Origin of the sequence: Corallococcus sp. CA049B (assembly GCF_003611685.1) — a bacterium.
In the GTDB taxonomy this organism is placed as follows: domain Bacteria; phylum Myxococcota; class Myxococcia; order Myxococcales; family Myxococcaceae; genus Corallococcus; species Corallococcus coralloides.
In genome coordinates this window covers 1-16517 of the sequence record NZ_RAWC01000204.1, presented here as the reverse complement: position 1 = coordinate 16517, position 16517 = coordinate 1, and the positions used below count along the sequence as shown (strand labels likewise).

Here is a 16517-nt window from a genome sequence, read left to right as displayed (position 1 = left end):
GGGTGAAGGCCGCGCGCCCAGAGAGAGGCCTCTGCCGGCCATCGATTACGGGCGTCCGCGGAAGCCGCCGCAGGCCGAGCAGGCCCGTCCGCCGAAGCCGGCGAAGCCCCCCCGGTCCAGGAAGGCACGGGTCGCGAAGGCCCCCCGCGAGCAGGCGCCCCGGACGGAAGGCACGACTCCCCCCGCCTCCCCTGCCCCGCGCGGCTCGCGCCCGAAGCGCGGTGGACCGAAGAAGCATTAGCATCGCGGGCGGTGCGGTCATGCACCGCGAGGGGGAACCGCCATGCGTTCATGCATCGTCGTCCTGGGCCTGCTGGCCTTCACCGGAGCATTCCAAGCGGAAGCCGCGGGCAAGCCCGTCGCGCTCATCTGGAAGGGCTCCAAGGACAAGGCCGAGGCCGAAGCCCAGCGGGACACCTGGGCCGACCTCGGGAGGCTGCTCGAGAAGACGGGCCTCTCCCTTCCGGACGGCCACCCCAAACTCGTCGAGAGCAAGACGGTCCCGGGCCTCAAGCCCGGCTTCTGGGTCTGGCTCGTGGGCACGTGCACTTCCGACGACGCCGGCCCCGTCCTCGAACACCTCAAGCGGCTCGCCCCGGGGACCTACTCCCGCCCCGTGAAGCTCGCCGCGAAGAAGCTCGCCTGCCCCAAGCCACCGGACTCCCCGCTGCTGGCCCGGGACGAGGTCCTCAAGCTGTCCGCGGGTGAGGCCCTGCGCGTGTTCACCCAGGAGGAGAGCGAGTCCCCCGACGAGGAGGGACGCGGAGACTCCATCTCCCGGACCCGGTTCCACTTCGTCCTCTTCGGCAAGGACGGCGAGGTCCTCGCCACGGAGGACGCCGAGGGCGACCTGGACGTCAGCGGAAACGACCCGGGCTCGGGCCCCACCTCCTACCGCTGCGACGGCACGAGCATCGAAACGCAGGAGGACGACGGCAAGATGGTCCTCACCCGCCACTGCTCCGCCAACGCCTCCGCCGAGTGCGGCTCCATGCTGTCCGCGGACGAGAGCGTCACCGTGACCGTGAAGGACAGCGCCGTGTCCGCGAGCGCCGTGGAGCGCACGGACGTCCAGTACGCTGAATGCGAGTGAGCGCCCCGCTCAGGGGAAGCGGTACACGGTGACGTAGCCGTCCTGGTGCACCATCTCGCCGCCCAGTTCGTCCGTGATGAACTGGTGGCGGATGGGGTGGAAGAAGTGCGTCACGTACCACTTGAAGTGGTGCTCCTTCAGGTAGCGCCGCATCTCCTCGCGCTCCTCCGGCGTGACGGTGCCGAACGCGTTGCGCATCCCTTCCGCCGCGCGGATGAGCCGCGAGTTCACCAGCGCCGACTCGCGCACCGGCAGCCGGGACAGCCGGGCGTAGGACACCGGCTTGCCGTGGAACATCTGCTCCCACTGCCCCTGCACGTTGTCCGTCAGCACCGCCGCGGGCATGGGCGCGTCGCGAATCTCGTCGAACACCGGCGGCAGCCGGGGAACGGCGGTCACCACCATCTGGAGGCCCCGGTACTCCACGTTCGGAACCAGCGCCACCGCGAGCGCCACCGCCACGCCCAGCCGCGCATCACGCCGGGACGCCCACGCGCCCGCATGCGCCGCGGCGAACGCCACCAGCACGGACAGCGACAGGAGCGTGAGCAGGATGAAGCGCACGGGCATGCCCCCGCGTGAGAACAGCGGCACCACGTGCTTGAACACGACGTACGGCAGCGGAATCTGGACCTTGAGCGGCACGTTGAACGCCGTCAGCGGCTCTGACAGCGACAGGTACACGGCCAGCCCCAAGAGCAGCAGCACGTCCCGCCGCCACACCCGCTCCCGCCACGCGGGCACCAGCGCCACCACGAGGAAGGTGACGATGAGCAGCACCACCGGCGACACCCGGTCCTCCAGGCCGATGTTGAGCACCGTGCCCATGGACAGCACCGCGAAGCCCAGCCCCAGCCCCAGCCACCGGCGCCCCTCCGGCACACCCCGCCACAGCGCGAAGACGGCCAGCAGCGGCGTCAGCCAGCCCAGGAACGTGCCGGTCTCCTCCGCGTTGGTCGACATCTTCATGCGCATGACGTTCAGCGAGAACTCCCGCGCCTGCGCGGGCAGCTCCGTCATCCACGCCGAGCGCGTGTCCGGGATGAAGAACGCGTACAGGTCCGTGAAGTAGTCGGAGTCCCCGTGGTGGATCTGCAGCGGCGCGGGGAACGCATGCAGGAGCAGCGGCACCATGGGCGGCACGCACGCGAGCCCCGCCGTGATTCCCGCCACCGCCGCCCGGCGCACGAGCGGGTCCTTCCACGTGTCCAGGGACAAAAGCGGCCCCCGCTTCCACCGCTCCGCCACCACCCACAGGAGCGAGAAGAGCGCGATGTAGACGAGGTAGTAGTAGTCACACAGCAGCACGTACAACGCGCACAGCGCCAGCCCCACCAGCCACTTGCGCTTGCCCTCGTCCAGCCAGCGGAAGAAGAAGAGCAGGTAGAGCGGCAGTCCCTCCAGCGCGGAGAGGTTCAGGTGCGCCGTCGCGTGGGTGAGGTGGTAGCGCGAGAAGTTGAACGCGCACGCGCCCGCCAGCGCCGCCGCCGCCGCGAGCCAGGGCCCATGGCCCGCGCGCTCCAGCAGGTAGCGAAAGAGCAGCCACGACGTGTAGCCCGTCAGCACGAACGAGCCGAACAGCACCACGTTGTACGCCGTCTCCACGGACATGAACGGCAGCAGCACCACGCCCCACAGCGTCTTCGCGGGCGCCAGCGTGTGCCAGTACAGCTCGGCACCCAATGGCCAGTGGAGGAGGGGCGCGAAGAAGGGGTTCTGCGGCTGCACCCAGAGGGCCTGCCGCATCCACCACAGGTGCCACATGTTCATGTAGACGTCTTCGCGTCCGCCCATCACGTACCCCTTCATCTGGGACACGAGCGGCCAGGTGTGGAACGCCGACAGCGCGAAGAACGTGAGCAGCACCAGCGGGTGCAGCACCCGCCGCATCAAGGGGGACATAGGCGCGAGGGACGGCTTCAGAGGGGCCGCTCGGCGGCCATCAGCATGTTGTCGCCCAGGTTGAACGGGATGGACCAACTGGACGGCACGCCCCGCCGCACCAACTCCAGCACCGGCGCCGAGGGCGTGAAGCTCGCGCCCACCTTCCGCAGCAGGTAGTCCGCGGAGATGATGTGCGTGTACGTCCGGACGTCCGTGACGCGGAAGCCCACCTCCTCCAGCAGCATCGCCAGGGTGCGGCGGCCAAAATAGAAGAGGTGCATGTCCATCAGCCACGGCCACTGCCCGCCCATGAGGCGCGCCAGCAGGCTGCCCGCGTCGATGGTGGACAGGTAGACGCGGCCGCCGGGGCGCACCAGCTTGAGCGCCGCCTTGAGCTCCTCGCGTGGGTCCGCGAAGTGCTCCACCACGTCCCACAGCGTCACCACGTCGTACTGAAGGCCCTTCGCCGCCAGCTCCCGCAAGGGGACGCCGTGCACCGTGAAGCCCAGGCTCCGCGCGTTGCCGGCCGCCCAGCGAGACAGCTCCAGCCCCTCCGGGCGGAAGCCCGCCTCGCGCGCCACGTCCAGGAAGTAGCCGCAGTAGGCCCCCACATCCAACAGCGTGCGGTCCCGGGCCGGGCCCAGCTCGCGCAGCACGCGGCGGAAGGTGTGGTAGCGGTTGTCCCTCTCCGCGACGTAGAGCGGGTCCTCCACGTCCTGGTACGCCTGGAGCAGCGTGTCCGGGGACAAGAGGGGCCACTGGAACATCATCCCGCAGTCCTCGCAGCCCCAGATGGGCGGGTGGCTCCGGTGGCCAAAGGACGTGCAGTTGTAGGCCGCCGCGCCCTGGGCCTGGGCTCCGCCGCGCGCCCGGTGACGCAGCCGCAGGCGCCCTCCCTTGCACAGGTAACAGGCATCCGGCACGGGGGCCAGGTGCGGTTCGGAGGCACGGCGAGCGGCGTTGTCCATCATGGCGGCGCACCGTAGCCGCAGAGCCCCACCGCCTCAACACGTCGGGCAGGGCAAATCCGGCCCATGACGTCCGTCGCACCCGACAGCCTCCAGGCCCTAAGCTGCCTGCCTCCCATCCCCCTCGAAGCCCCGTGACATGCGCGCCTTGAACGACCCCGCCTCCACCCCTGCTCCGGCGCTCCAATTGGGCCTCCCGGGCTTCTCCTTCGAAGACCTGTACCGCCCCAGTGGCCTGCGCCGGCTGGCGGAGCGCTTCGACGCGCGACTCCAGGACGATGCGCCCGACCTGTTCCAGGCTTTTGATGCCTACCGCGGGTCCGGAGGCACCAGCCTCTCCGGCCCGGCGGAGTCCGAGCTGCTCATCCAGGTGGCCCGCCACGTCTCGCGATTCATCGCCACGCTCTTCGGCATCACGCCGGAGTCCGAGCGGCTGGCGCGCCACCTGCGCGGCGAGCTGCCCCTCTTCGACTTCAAGCGCGAGTTCATCACGCGCCGTGTCTTCAAGAAGGGCGCGCAGGACCGCCCGGCGCTCGCGGAGTTCCCGTCGCTGGACGAGCGCATGCGCCTGCTCATGCGGCTGGGCTTCCCGGACGCGCTCGCGCAGGACGACCTGGAGCGGGGCCTGGCGGAGTCCATCCTCACGCTGCTCGACCTGGAGCGGCTCTACTCCGGCAACCTGCCCCCCGCGAGCCAGGAGCGCGCCCCCGCCCTGCGTGAGCGCTGGGCCGCCCTGCGCGCCGCGCTCACCGCCACCCCCGAGGGCATGGAAGCGTTCGGCTCCAGCCTGGTGACGAAGGGCGACGACGCGGCGGAGCTCCAGTCCGTGCGCGCGCTGCTGTCGCTGGCGGACCGGTGGACGTACGCCCGCGCGCTGCACCCGGAGACCAAGGCCCTCTTCCACACCTGGCCCACGCTCAGGCTGCCCAGGCCGCTGGTGTTCGACCAGCTGGTGCAGCTGCAGCGCCCGGACGCGCGGATGGAGGAGAAGACGGAGGGGCTGGCGCACCACCTGCGCCACCGCGACGGCTTCAAGCTCACCGACCGCCGGGGCACCCCGCGCGACGTGATGAACGAGGTGGACTACTGCGTCATCTGCCACGAGCGGCAGAAGGACTCATGCAGCAAGGGCTTCCCCGCGAAGGACCCGGTGGCGGAGGGGCACTCGTTCAAGAAGAACCCGCTGGGCATCCCGCTCACCGGCTGTCCGCTGGACGAGCGCATCTCCGAAGCACACGCGCTCAAGCGCGAGGGTGACTCCGTGGCCGCGCTGGCCATGGTGACGCTGGACAACCCCATGTGCGCGGGCACCGGCCACCGCATCTGCAACGACTGCATGAAGGCCTGCATCTTCCAGAAGCAGGAGCCGGTGAACATCCCGCTGGCGGAGACGGCCACGCTCACGGACGTGCTGGACCTGCCCTGGGGCTTCGAAATCCACGGCCTGCTCACGCGCTGGAACCCGCTCAACATCCGCCGCCCGTACGCGCTGCCCTACGTGGGCCGCAACGTGATGGTGGTGGGCCTGGGCCCCGCCGGCTACACGCTGTCGCACTACCTGCTCAACGAAGGCTTCGCCGTCACCGGCGTGGACGGCCTCAAGATTGAGCCGTTCCCCGACGAGCTGGTGGGCCGCGGCGGCCACGCGCTCCAGCCCATCCGCGACTGGAGCAAGCTGACGCGCGAGCTGGACGAGCGCGTGCTGGAGGGCTTCGGCGGCGTGTCCGAGTACGGAATCACCGTGCGCTGGGACAAGAACTTCCTCACGCTCATCCACCTGACGCTCGCGCGCAGGGAGGGCATGCGCATCTACGGCGGCATCCGCTTCGGCGGCACGCTGACGGTGGAGGACGCGTGGGCGCTGGGCTTCGACCACGTGGCCATCGCCGCGGGCGCGGGCCGCCCCACCATCATCGGGATGAAGAACAACCTCATCCGGGGCATCCGCAAGGCGTCCGACTTCCTGATGGCGCTGCAGCTCTCGGGCGCCTTCAAGCGCGACTCACTGGCGAACCTCCAGGTGCAGCTGCCCGCCATCGTCATCGGCGGCGGCCTCACTGGCATCGACACCGCCACGGAGCTGATGGCGTACTACCCGGTGCAGGTGGAGAAGACGCTGGAGCGCCACGAGAAGCTGGTGGCGGACCTGGGTGAGGCCGCCGTCCTCGCGCGCCTGGACGCCGAGGAGCGCGCCACCTACCAGACCTTCCTGGAGCACGGCCGCGCCATCCGCGCGGAGCGCCAGAGGGCCCACGCGGAGGGCCGCGCGCCGGACTTCATCCACCTGGTGCGTGCGTGGGGCGGCGTGAGCCTGGTGTACCGCCGGGGCCTCACGGAGTCCCCGGCCTACCGCCTCAACCACGAAGAGGTCTCCAAGGCGCTGGAGGAGGGCATCCGCTTCATCGAGCGGATGAGCCCCACGGAGGCGCTGCAGGACGACTCGGGCGCGGTGCGCGCCATCCGCTTCGAGCGCATGGTGACGGTGGACGGCAAGCTCAAGGGAAGCGGCCAGTTCTTCGAGCTGCCCGCGAAGACGGTCTGCGTGGCCGCGGGCACGTCCCCCAACGTCACCTACGAGAAGGAGTACCCGGGCACCTTCCAGCTCGACGAGGCGAAGGAGTACTTCCAGGGGCACGAGCTGGTGGAGGACCCGGGCTCGGAAGCCGGCTTCAAGCTCCAGCCCGTGGAGGCCCAGGAGGACCCCGAGGCGAAGGTGGGCTTCTTCACGTCCTACCAGCGCGACGGCCGCTTCGTGTCCTTCTACGGCGACAACCACCCGACCTACGCGGGCAACGTGGTGAAGGCCATGGCCAGCGCGAAGGACGGCCACCCGCAGGTGGCGCGCCTGTTCGCCAAGGAGGTCGCGGGCCTGGACTTCCACGACACGGCCGCGCAGGACGCGCGCGAGTCGAAGCGCGCCGCCCACTTCGCGAAGCTGGACGAGGCCCTCCTCGCCACCGTCGTCGGAGTGAACCGGCTCACGCCGACCATCGTGGAGGTGGTGGTGAAGGCGCCCTTCGCCGCCAGCCACTTCTCCCCCGGCCAGTTCTACCGGCTCCAGAACTTCGAGCGGAACGCGCCGCTCGTGGACGGCGTGCGCCTCACCATGGAGGGCCTGGCCCTCACGGGCGCGTGGGTGGACAAGGAGAAGGGCCTGATGGGCACCATCGTGCTGGAGATGGGCTCCTCCTCCCGCCTGTGCGCGGCGCTCAAGCCCGGCGAACCCGTCGTGCTGATGGGCCCCACGGGCGCGCCCACGGAGCTTGGCCACAACGAGACGGTGGTGCTGGTGGGCGGAGGCCTGGGCAACGCGGTGCTCTTCTCCATCGCGCGCTCGCTCAAGGCCGCGGGCTGCCGCGTGGTGTACTTCGCGGGCTACCGGCTGAAATCGGACGCGTTCAAGCAGGATGAGATTGAAGCCGGCACCGACCAGGTCATCTGGTCCGTGGACTCCGGCGACCTCTTGGACGTGCGCCGCGCGCAGGACGCGGCCTTCCGGGGCAACGTGGTGCAGGCCATGGTGGCGTACGCGGAAGGGAAGCTGGGCGTGAAGCCCGTCATCTCCCTGAGCCAGGTGGACCGCATCATCGCCATCGGCTCGGACCGGATGATGCGCGCGGTGGCGGAGGCGCGGCACGGCGTGCTCCAGCCGTTCCTCAAGCCGGGGCACGAGGCCATCGGGTCCATCAACTCCCCCATGCAGTGCATGATGAAGGAGATCTGCGCCCAGTGCCTCCAGCGGCACGTGGACCCGGTCACCGGCAAGGAGACGTGGGTCTTCTCCTGCTACAACCAGGACCAACGGCTGGACCACGTGGACTTCGTCAGCCTGAACCAGCGCCTGCGCGGCAACACGGTGCTGGAGAAGCAGGGTGACGCCTTCCTCGCGCAGCTGTTGAAGAAGGCGCCCCAGCTCAAGCGGGTGTAGCTACCGCCGCACGCCCGCGAAGGCCTTGAGCATGTCCTGGTAGTTCTTCGTCAGGTCGGCCTCGCGGGACAGCACCACGTCCACGTTGGCGTCGCCGAACTCCCGGCGCGCCTCCGGGAGCTTCTGGAAGGTCTCCACCTGGAGCCGCATGGACTCCACCTGCGGCGCCAGCTCCTTCTGCTGCTCCTCCGGCATGCGGGCCTGGAGCGCCTCCAGCTTCTTGAGCTCCTCCTCGTACTGGAGCGTGCGCCCCATCTGCCGCTGGCTGATGACGGCCGTGACGACCTCCGCGATGCGGTTGACCTCGTCCGTGGACAGCCCGGCCGCCTGGCGAGCGTCGGCCTCCGCCTGCGCCTTGCGCTCGATGAGCTTCAGGCCGCTCCTGGCCTTCTCCATCGCCTGGGGCGTGCCCGCATCCAGCAGCGGCCCCATGTCCTGCAGGCTGCGCATCAGCGACCCGTACACCTCCAGCATCTTGCGCTGGTAGCCGACGTACGCCTCCAGCTTCTCCTTCGTCACGGTGTAGGGACCGGACAGCGCGTCCTCCCCGGCCTCCCCACCTTCCAGGCGGGCGACCGTCCCCCTGGCGTCACCGCCCCCTTCCGGGCCTTCCGCCGCATCCTTGCGACAGGCGGACAGGGCCAGGACGACGGCCAGACACCCCCACGACTTGCGCATGCCACCTCCCGTAACCGCCAATGGGTGCCCAGTGTATGCTCCGGCTGGCCCCGCGAACGGCGGTTCCCGAACGCCCGCGATGGGCAGGCTGTTCCGGGCACTGAACATTCGACTCATTACCTTTGACCAACCGGGCCACGGTCATGTACGAACCGCGGTCCTGTCGCGATCGGTGGAGGGACTTTGAGGATTTTCCTGGTAAGGCACGGCGATGCGGACGCAGAGATCCCCGAGGGGCTCGGCGACGAGGCGCGCGCGCTGACCGCGAAGGCCCGTACGAACGTCGCAGCGCATTTCGCGTCGCTGTCGGAGCGCATGGGGCCCATCAGCCTCATCCTCACCAGCCCGCTGGTGCGCACGGTGCAGACGGCGCAGATCCTCTCCAACTCCGTGAAGCATGAAGGCCTCCTGCGGGTGCACCGCTGCCTGCTGCCGGACATGCCGGTGGGCGCGGTGGAGCCCGTGCTCAAGGAGTACTCCGACGAGAACCTCGTCCTGGTGGGCCACCAGCCCTCCATGGGCGCGCTCGCGGCGCACCTCCTGGGGATGCAGTCCTTCCCCAAGCCGGTGAACCCGGGCACGGTCATCGCCATGGAGTGGCCGGACACGCCCACCAGCACGGAAGACCAGGTGCCCGGTGAGAAGGGGGAGAACCCCCCGGCGCAGCACCTGAAGTTCCTGTTCTATTCGGCCCCCGGCCAGCAGGTCCTCGACGTCATCCAGTGACGTCCGGGAGCGCGGCCATGATGGACGAAGCCCGCTACAACTCCCTCGTGGCCGCCGCGTTCAAGCGCATCCTGGCGGCCGCGGACACCTTCGACCCGGACGTGCTGGAAGCCGAAGCCACCGGGGACAAGGTGACGCTCACGGCCGCGTCCGGCGAGAAGTGCATCATCAACACCCAGCGCGCCGTCTGGCAGATCTGGGTGGCCGGCCAGGGCCAGGGCATCCACTTCAGCCACGACGACGCCTCGCGCGCCTGGAAGGACGACAAGGGCAAGGGGCTGGAGCTGTTCGCCTTCGTCTCGGACGTGGTGCGGCACCTCACCGGCGAGCCGCTCGTCTATCCGTCCTGAAGAAACCGTCCTGAAGGCCCGTGGCTTGAAGGCCACGGGCTTCCAGGGGTGAGACGGCTCAAACCGTCATCACTTCCTTCTCCTTCTTGGCCACCAGGTCGTCCACCGCCTTGATGCCGGCGTCGGTCGCCTTCTGGACCTCGTCCGTGCGGCGCTTGAGGTCGTCCTCGGTGATCTTCTTGTCCTTCAGCTGAGCCTTGAGGGCCTCGTTCGCGTCGCGGCGGATGTTGCGGATGGCGACCTTGTGCTCCTCGCCCTTCTCCTTCACCTGCTTCGCGATCTTCTTGCGCGTCTCCTCGGTGAGCGGAGGAAAGGGCAGGCGGATCATCTCGCCGTCGTTCATCGGGTTGACGTCGAGGTTCGCCTCACGCAGGGCCTTCTCGATGTCCTTCAGCACGCCCTTGTCCCAGGGTTTGATGACGATGAGGCGGGGCTCGGGCGCGCTGATGCTGGCCACGCCGTTGAGCGGCGTGGGCGTCCCGTACTGGTTCACCTTGATGCCGTCCAGGATGTTGGTGTTCGCGCGGCCGGTGCGCGCCTTGGCCAGCTCCCGCTTGAGGTCTTCCACCGACTTGTCGATACGGCCCTTCAGATCCGCCGCGTCAGCCATTGTGCGTCTCCTGTGAGAAGTGGGGTTGTTGTCAGTCCCGTCCGTGGCGTCCCTAGGCCCAGACCGTCTCGGCCGCGCCGACGACGGTGCCGAACTCACCATGGCCCGTGACGGCGCGCTGGATGTTCCCGCGCGTGCCCAGGTCGAACACGATGATGGGCAGCTTGTTGTCCATGCACAGCGAGATGGCCGTGGAGTCCATCACGTTGAGGTTCTGCTTGAGGACGTCCATGTACGTGAGCGACCGGTAGCGCTTCGCGGTCGGGTCCTTCTTCGGGTCCGCGTTGTAGACGCCGTCCACCTTGGTGGCCTTGAGGATGACCTGCGCGTTGATTTCCATCGCGCGCAGCGACGCGGCCGTGTCGGTGGTGAAGTAGGGGTTGCCCGTGCCCGCGGCGAAGATGACGACGCGGCCCTTCTCCAGGTGCCGCACGGCGCGCCGGCGGATGTAGGGCTCGGCGATCTGCTCCATCTTGATGGCGGACTGCACGCGCGTCTTCAGCCCCTGCTTCTCCAGCGAGTCCTGCAGCGCCATGGAGTTGATGCAGGTGGCGAGCATGCCCATGTAGTCCGCGCTCGCGCGGTCCATGCCCTCCGTGGCGCCCGCGACGCCGCGGAAGATGTTGCCGCCGCCAATCACGAGGGCGATTTCCAGGCCCGTTCTGGAGAGCTCCGCGACTTCCTCCGCGATGCGCGTGAGGGTGGGCGGGTGGATGCCGTACTTCCCCTCGCCCATCAGGGCTTCGCCCGACAGTTTGAGGAGGATGCGCTTGTAGGGAGAGGTGGATTCGGACATACGCGACCGCTTCTATCCCCCGCCCCGCGCTCAGGCAACGACGGAAGTCGTGACGCGCGCCGCACCGTCAGATGCCGGGCGGACGGACGCGAAGAAGACGGGTCCTGGAATACCAAGGGCCGCGTTCCCGGCGCCCTTCCCCTTGTGAGGAAGAGCCCCAGGCACGCGGCCCGAAGGGAGCTGCGGTGCGGCGAAAGGCGCTTAGGCCTGGCCCAGCGTCTTGGCGACCTCGGCGGCCAGGTCGTCCTTCTTCTTCTCGATGCCCTCACCCACCTCGTAGCGGACGAAGCGGCGCACGGAGACCTTCTCGCCAATCTTGGCGGCGCGCTCGTTGATCATCTCGCCGACCTTCTTCTTGTCGTCCTTCACCCAGAGCTGGTCCACCAGGCAGACGCCCTCGTAGTACTTCTCCATCTTGCCCACGAGGATCTTCTCCAGCATCGCCTCGGGCTTGCCCTGCTGCTTGAGCAGCTCGCGCTGGATCTCCTTCTCCTTGTCCATCGCCTCGGTGGGGACCTCCTCGCGGCGGACGAACTTGGGGCCGGCCGCGGCGATCTGCATGGCCACTTCCTTCGCCAGGTCCTGGAAGTCCGGGTTGCGAGCGACGAAGTCCGTCTCGCAGTTGACCTCCACGATGACGCCGATGCGGCCGCCGTGGATGTAGGAGGTCACGATGCCTTCGGCGGCGACGCGGCCGGCCTTGCCCTCGGCCTTGGAGATGCCCTTCTTGCGCAGCCACTCCGCGGCCTTCTCGAAGTCGCCACCGGACTCGGCCAGCGCCTTCTTGCAGTCCATCATGCCCGCGTTGGTGCGCTCGCGGAGGTCCTTCACCATCTGGGCGGTGATCTCAGCCATGTCGTGTCTCTTTCTTCATCGGCTCCGAGCCCGGCGACGTGCGCAGGGGGCGGAGGACTGGGGTTTCTGGGGACTGAAGCCTAAGACGTAGAAAATGGAGACGGCCGGACAGCGGGCCTTGAGAGGTGCCGCCCGGCCGAACTCCGGATACCGCGTTGGGAAAGCGAAGAGGCCGGGCGGTTACTCCGCCGGCGCGGTCTCGCCGCCACCCTCGGGCGCCTGCTCCGTGGGGGCCGCGGTGGCCTTCATCTCCACGACGGGGCCGCGGCGCTCACCGCCACGGTCACCGCCACCCCGGCGGTCGTCACGGCGGTCGTCGCGGCGGTCGCCACGGCGCGGACCCCGGCGGTCGTCACGGCGGTCGCCGCGGTCGTCACGGCCCTCGCGCTCCTCCTGCTCGTCGCGCTCGGCGGCGCCGGACGCACGGTAGCGCGCCGCACCCTCGAGGCACGCGTCGGCGATCTTCGACGTGAAGAGCTTGATGGAGCGGATGGCGTCGTCGTTGCCCGGGATGACGAAGTCGATGCCGTCCGGATCGCAGTTGGTGTCCACCAGGCCGATCACCGGGATGCCCAGGCGGGTGGCCTCGTGGATGGCGATGTGCTCCTTCTTCGGGTCGATGACGAACACGCAGCGGGGCAGCTTCGCCATGTTCTTCACGCCGCCCAGGTTCTTCTCCAGCTTCTCGCGCTCGCGCTCCAGCTGGGCGACTTCCTTCTTGGGCAGCACCTCGAAGGTGCCGTCCTCGGCCATCTTCTCAAGCGTCTTCAGGCGGTCGATGCCCTGCTTGATGGTCTTGAAGTTCGTCAGCGTGCCACCCAGCCAGCGGCTGGTGACGTGGAACTGACCGGCGCGGGCGGCCTCCTCCTGGATGACGTCCTGGGCCTGCTTCTTGGTGCCGACGAAGAGCACGGACCCGCCGCGCGCCGTGATGTCCGCCACGAAGCGGAAGGCCGCGCGGGCCATGGTCACGGTCTTCTGCAGGTCGATGATGTAGATGCCGTTACGGGCGCCGAAGATGTAGGGCTTCATCTTCGGGTTCCAGCGCTTGGTCTGGTGACCGAAGTGAACGCCCGCCTCGAGGAGCTGGCGCATCGTGATGCCGCTGGCAGCGGCCATCGCCTGGGCCTGCGTCTGCGTATCCTGCTGATCCATGGTGCTTGTACCTTCCGGTTGTTCCGCCACGCGCGTTGAAGACAGCTGCCAGTCCTGGCCCTTCCACCGTGGAGGGGCACCGGGGACCGGTGACACGCGTGTGAGTAGTGGGTGCCGCGGTGCTGCCGACTGCCTCGGGCGGTGAAGCCCGGCCCCTACATAACAGGGCGCGGCGTCCTTAGCAGAACGCTCAAGAGGGGCGCAAGCTTCGGCACACCCTCCGTCCGGCTCCTACCGCCCCGGGGCTGCTCCCCTCCCCTCCAGCCAGGAAGACGACCGGCGCGGCCCCCGCTCCCCTTTCCAGGGAGGGCGACCGCGCCGGAGGGCGCTTTTCCGTCAGGTGTTCAGCGGCCTCAGGGGTTCGCTTCGTTGGCGCCGTGGCACTTCTTGTACTTGCGGCCGCTGCCGCAGGGGCAAGGCTCGTTGCGGCCCACGGGCTTGGGAGCCGCGGCGGCCTCGCGCTGGGCGACCGGGGTGGCGGTGGCCTCCTCGAGCTTGCCTTCGGCGTCCGCGCGGCCCTCCACGGCCTTCTTCTGCTGCTGGGCCAGCTGGCGCTGGATGCGGGCGGTCTCCTCCGCGGCGTTGGAGGCGGAGCGGGCCTGGACGCGCATCATCTGGCTGACGAACTGCGTCTTGATGGCGCCCAGCATCTGGATGAAGCCCGTGTAGCCTTCCTTCTTGTACTCCTGCTTCGGGTCCTTCTGGCCGTAGCCGCGCAGGCCGATGCCCTGGCGCAGGTGGTCCATGGCCAGCAGGTGGTCCTTCCACAGCTGGTCGATGGTGGCCAGGTACCGGTACTGCAGGAAGCGCATGAAGTCCTCGCCGAACTCCTGCTCCCGGGCGGTGAAGACCTTCTCCGCCGCCGCGTAGATCTGCTCCTGGAGCTCGTCCCGGTTGCCGATGCCCTCGAAGGCCATCTCCAGGTTGAGCGACTCCTTCACGGAGTTGGAGAGCGAGGCGATGTCCCAGGTGTCGGAGCTGCGCGTGGGGGCGTAGGTGTCCGTCATGGACACGACGACGTCCTCCACCGCGTCCAGCACCATCTCCCGGAAGTCCGCCCAGGAGATGACGCGCTCGGAGCGCGTCTTCACGCGCGTCTTCAGGTCCTCCTCGTACTCCACGAGCGGGATGCCCGCGCCCGACGCGAGCACCTGGCGGCGCAGCTTGTAGATGGTGCGCCGCTGCTGGTTCATCACGTCGTCGTACTCGAGCAGGTTCTTGCGGATGTCGAAGTTGTGGCCTTCGACCCGCTTCTGCGCGCTCTCGATGGCGCGCGAGAGCCAGATGTGCTCGATGACCTCGCCCTCCTCCATGCCCAGGCGCTCCATCAGCATCTGGATGCGCTCGGACCCGAAGATGCGCATCAGGTCGTCTTCCAGGGACAGGAAGAAGCGGCTGGCGCCCGGGTCACCCTGGCGGCCGGCGCGGCCACGCAGCTGGTTGTCCACGCGGCGGGACTCGTGGCGCTCCGTACCGATGATGTAGAGGCCGCCGGCGGCCATGACCTCTTCACGCTCGCGCCGGGTGAGCGCCTCGTTGTTCGCCGTGGTCTCCGCGAAGCGCTTCTCGTAGTCCGCCAGGGCCGCCTGGTAGGCGGTGAGATCCAGGGGCTGACCGTCCACCGCCTCTGGAGGCTCCGGCGGCGGGCCCATCTCGCTCTTGGTCATGACCTCCGCGTTGCCGCCCAGGAGGATGTCCGTGCCGCGGCCGGCCATGTTCGTGGAGATGGTGACCGCGCCCTTGCGGCCCGCCTGCGCGACGATGTCCGCCTCGCGCTGGTGCGCCTTCGCGTTGAGGACGCTGTGGGCCACGCCGCGCTTCTTGAGGAAGTTGGACACCACCTCGCTCTTGGCGATGGACACCGTGCCCACGAGCACCGGCTGACCGGCCTTGTGCAGCTCTTCAATCTGGGCGGCGACGGCCTCGAACTTCTCGCGCTCCGTCTTGTAGACCACGTCCTGATCATCGCGGCGCTGCGGCGGCCGGTTGGTCGGGATGACGCGCACGTCCAGGTTGTAGATCTTCGCGAATTCTTCGGCTTCCGTGTCCGCGGTGCCCGTCATGCCGGACAGCTTGGAGTACATGCGGAAGTAGTTCTGGAACGAGACCGTGGCGAGCGTCTGGTTCTCGTTCTCGATCTTCACGCCCTCCTTGGCCTCGATGGCCTGGTGGAGGCCGTCCGACCAGCGGCGGCCCTGCATGAGGCGGCCGGTGAACTCGTCGACGATCTGCACCTCGCCGTCCTTCACCACGTAGTCCTTGTCGCGCTTGTAGAGCGTGTGCGCGCGCAGGGCCTGCTCGACGTGGTGGAGGGTCTCGATTTCGCCCGGGTCGTAGAGGTTGCCGACGTTGAGGCGCTTCTGGAGCTTGTCGATGCCGTCATCGGTGAGGGCCACCGAGCGGTGCTTCTCATCCAGGGTGTAGTCCTGGTCCGGCACGAGGCCCGGGATGACCTGGTCCACCCGGTAGTACTTGTCGGTGCTGTCCTCGGTGGGGCCGGAGATGATGAGCGGCGTGCGGGCCTCGTCGATGAGGATGGAGTCCACCTCGTCGACGATGGCGTAGTTGAGCTCACGCTGGACGTAGTCCTGCAGACGGAACTTCATGTTGTCGCGCAGGTAGTCGAAGCCGAACTCGTTGTTCTGGCCGTACGTGATGTCCGAGCGGTACGCCTCCTGGCGCTGCTTGTCGGACAGCTCGTGGAGCACGCAGCCCGTCGTCATGCCCAGGAACTTGTAGACGCGGCCCATCCACTCCGCGTCGCGGCGGGCCAGGTAGTCGTTCACGGTGACGACGTGGACGCCGCGGCCGGACAGGGCGTTGAGGTAGGAGGGCAGCGTCGCGGTGAGCGTCTTGCCTTCACCGGTGCGCATCTCCGCGATGCAGCCCTCGTGCAGGAACATGCCGCCGATGAGCTGCACGTCGTAGTGACGCTGGCCGATGACCCGGCGCGCCGCCTCGCGGGTGAGGGCGAAGGCCTCGAAGAGCAGGTCGTCGAGCGGCTTGCCGTTCGCGATCTCCTGCTTCATCCGGGCGGTTTCGCGCGCGAAGTCATCGTCCTGGAGGGCCTTCATGCGGCCTTCCAGTTCGTTGATGCGGGAGACCTTCAGGCGGGCTTTCTTGAGCTCGCGCTCATTCTTGGTCCCGATGAGCTTCTTTAGCGTCCATTCAATCATGTTGGCTCTCTCGCCGGAGGATCCACGAAGGAGCGCGGCGAGTGAAGGGAATTCCCAGGAGATGTAAGGGAGAACCAGACCAAAACCACGCGCGCCCCCCGAAACTTCCTCTCGGCTGGCCGCCCGGCGCGCGGTGGCCCAGAGTAAAGCGGAACCGAGTCCACGCAATGTCCCCTAAGCAGATTCACCGTCCCCGCGCCGCGAAGAGTTCTTCCGGCCGCTCCTCCCCGGGCCCCCGCCGGCCGGGCGCCCCCTCCCGGCCCGGCAAGGCTTCACGCTCGGGTCCCCCCTCTCAAGG

Annotated in this window: 12 protein-coding genes; 4 read left to right on the top strand and 8 right to left on the bottom strand. The window is 68.6% G+C overall.

What is annotated here, in order from left to right; translation table 11 throughout:
* The first annotated feature begins 283 nt into the window (after positions 1-283).
* On the top strand, positions 284-1093 hold the full coding sequence (locus D7W82_RS31320; RefSeq protein WP_120621826.1) for a hypothetical protein: 810 nt from the start codon (positions 284-286) through the stop codon (positions 1091-1093).
* 9 nt (positions 1094-1102) lie between these two features.
* On the opposite strand, the gene D7W82_RS31315 is transcribed toward D7W82_RS31320, so the two are convergent.
* Together D7W82_RS31315 and D7W82_RS31310 are read right to left on the bottom strand one after the other, a co-directional pair.
* On the bottom strand, positions 1103-2995 hold the full coding sequence (locus tag D7W82_RS31315; protein ID WP_120621825.1) for a hypothetical protein: 1893 nt from the start codon (positions 2993-2995) through the stop codon (positions 1103-1105).
* A gap of 17 nt (positions 2996-3012) precedes the next feature.
* Complete coding sequence (locus D7W82_RS31310; protein ID WP_233588044.1) at positions 3013-3948, bottom strand: class I SAM-dependent methyltransferase; 936 nt, start codon at positions 3946-3948, stop codon at positions 3013-3015.
* A 136-nt stretch (positions 3949-4084) separates the two neighbouring features.
* Here D7W82_RS31310 and D7W82_RS31305 point away from each other — a divergent pair, with 136 nt between their 5' ends.
* Positions 4085-7873 carry an FAD-dependent oxidoreductase gene (locus D7W82_RS31305; RefSeq protein ID WP_120621824.1) on the top strand — a complete coding sequence of 1263 codons (3789 nt, stop codon included), beginning with the start codon at positions 4085-4087 and terminating at the stop codon, positions 7871-7873.
* Here D7W82_RS31305 and D7W82_RS31300 read toward each other — a convergent pair whose 3' ends face one another.
* Positions 7874-8551 (bottom strand): hypothetical protein, encoded by a 678-nt coding sequence (locus D7W82_RS31300; RefSeq protein ID WP_120621823.1) that lies wholly within the window; start codon positions 8549-8551, stop codon positions 7874-7876.
* 183 nt (positions 8552-8734) lie between these two features.
* On the opposite strand from D7W82_RS31300, the gene D7W82_RS31295 reads away from it, so the two are divergent.
* Both D7W82_RS31295 and cyaY read left to right on the top strand, forming a co-directional pair.
* Entirely contained in the window at positions 8735-9277 is a 543-nt protein-coding gene (locus D7W82_RS31295; protein ID WP_120559234.1) for a histidine phosphatase family protein, read from the top strand.
* A gap of 17 nt (positions 9278-9294) precedes the next feature.
* Positions 9295-9627, top strand: coding sequence for an iron donor protein CyaY (cyaY, locus tag D7W82_RS31290; protein WP_120621822.1), 333 nt, complete (start codon positions 9295-9297; stop codon positions 9625-9627).
* 58 nt (positions 9628-9685) lie between these two features.
* Here cyaY and frr read toward each other — a convergent pair whose 3' ends face one another.
* From frr to secA, 5 genes are all read right to left on the bottom strand, one after another.
* On the bottom strand, positions 9686-10237 hold the full coding sequence (gene frr / locus D7W82_RS31285) for a ribosome recycling factor (RefSeq protein WP_120621821.1): 552 nt from the start codon (positions 10235-10237) through the stop codon (positions 9686-9688).
* Between the two features lie 52 nt (positions 10238-10289).
* Positions 10290-11033, bottom strand: coding sequence for a UMP kinase (pyrH, locus tag D7W82_RS31280; RefSeq protein WP_120621820.1), 744 nt, complete (start codon positions 11031-11033; stop codon positions 10290-10292).
* Positions 11034-11234: 201 nt separating this feature from the next.
* Entirely contained in the window at positions 11235-11888 is a 654-nt protein-coding gene (tsf, locus tag D7W82_RS31275) for a translation elongation factor Ts (protein WP_120621819.1), read from the bottom strand.
* Between the two features lie 180 nt (positions 11889-12068).
* Positions 12069-13043, bottom strand: coding sequence for a 30S ribosomal protein S2 (gene rpsB, locus D7W82_RS31270; RefSeq protein ID WP_120621818.1), 975 nt, complete (start codon positions 13041-13043; stop codon positions 12069-12071).
* 353 nt (positions 13044-13396) lie between these two features.
* Positions 13397-16219: a preprotein translocase subunit SecA gene (gene secA, locus D7W82_RS31265; protein ID WP_120621817.1), complete on the bottom strand. Its 2823-nt coding sequence runs from the start codon at positions 16217-16219 to the stop codon at positions 13397-13399.
* Positions 16220-16517: the final 298 nt, after the last annotated feature.

Excerpts from the sequence above, each read along its gene's own strand:
- D7W82_RS31320 (WP_120621826.1), top strand. The coding sequence starts at position 284 with ATGCGTTCATGCATCGTCGTCCTGGGCCTGCTGGCCTTCACCGGAGCA.
- D7W82_RS31315 (WP_120621825.1), bottom strand. The coding sequence starts at position 2,995 with ATGTCCCCCTTGATGCGGCGGGTGCTGCACCCGCTGGTGCTGCTCACG.
- D7W82_RS31310 (WP_233588044.1), bottom strand. The coding sequence starts at position 3,948 with ATGATGGACAACGCCGCTCGCCGTGCCTCCGAACCGCACCTGGCCCCC.
- D7W82_RS31305 (WP_120621824.1), top strand. The coding sequence starts at position 4,085 with ATGCGCGCCTTGAACGACCCCGCCTCCACCCCTGCTCCGGCGCTCCAA.
- D7W82_RS31300 (WP_120621823.1), bottom strand. The coding sequence starts at position 8,551 with ATGCGCAAGTCGTGGGGGTGTCTGGCCGTCGTCCTGGCCCTGTCCGCC.
- cyaY (WP_120621822.1), top strand. The coding sequence starts at position 9,295 with ATGATGGACGAAGCCCGCTACAACTCCCTCGTGGCCGCCGCGTTCAAG.
- frr (WP_120621821.1), bottom strand. The coding sequence starts at position 10,237 with ATGGCTGACGCGGCGGATCTGAAGGGCCGTATCGACAAGTCGGTGGAA.
- pyrH (WP_120621820.1), bottom strand. The coding sequence starts at position 11,033 with ATGTCCGAATCCACCTCTCCCTACAAGCGCATCCTCCTCAAACTGTCG.
- tsf (WP_120621819.1), bottom strand. The coding sequence starts at position 11,888 with ATGGCTGAGATCACCGCCCAGATGGTGAAGGACCTCCGCGAGCGCACC.
- rpsB (WP_120621818.1), bottom strand. The coding sequence starts at position 13,043 with ATGGATCAGCAGGATACGCAGACGCAGGCCCAGGCGATGGCCGCTGCC.
- secA (WP_120621817.1), bottom strand. The coding sequence starts at position 16,219 with ATGATTGAATGGACGCTAAAGAAGCTCATCGGGACCAAGAATGAGCGC.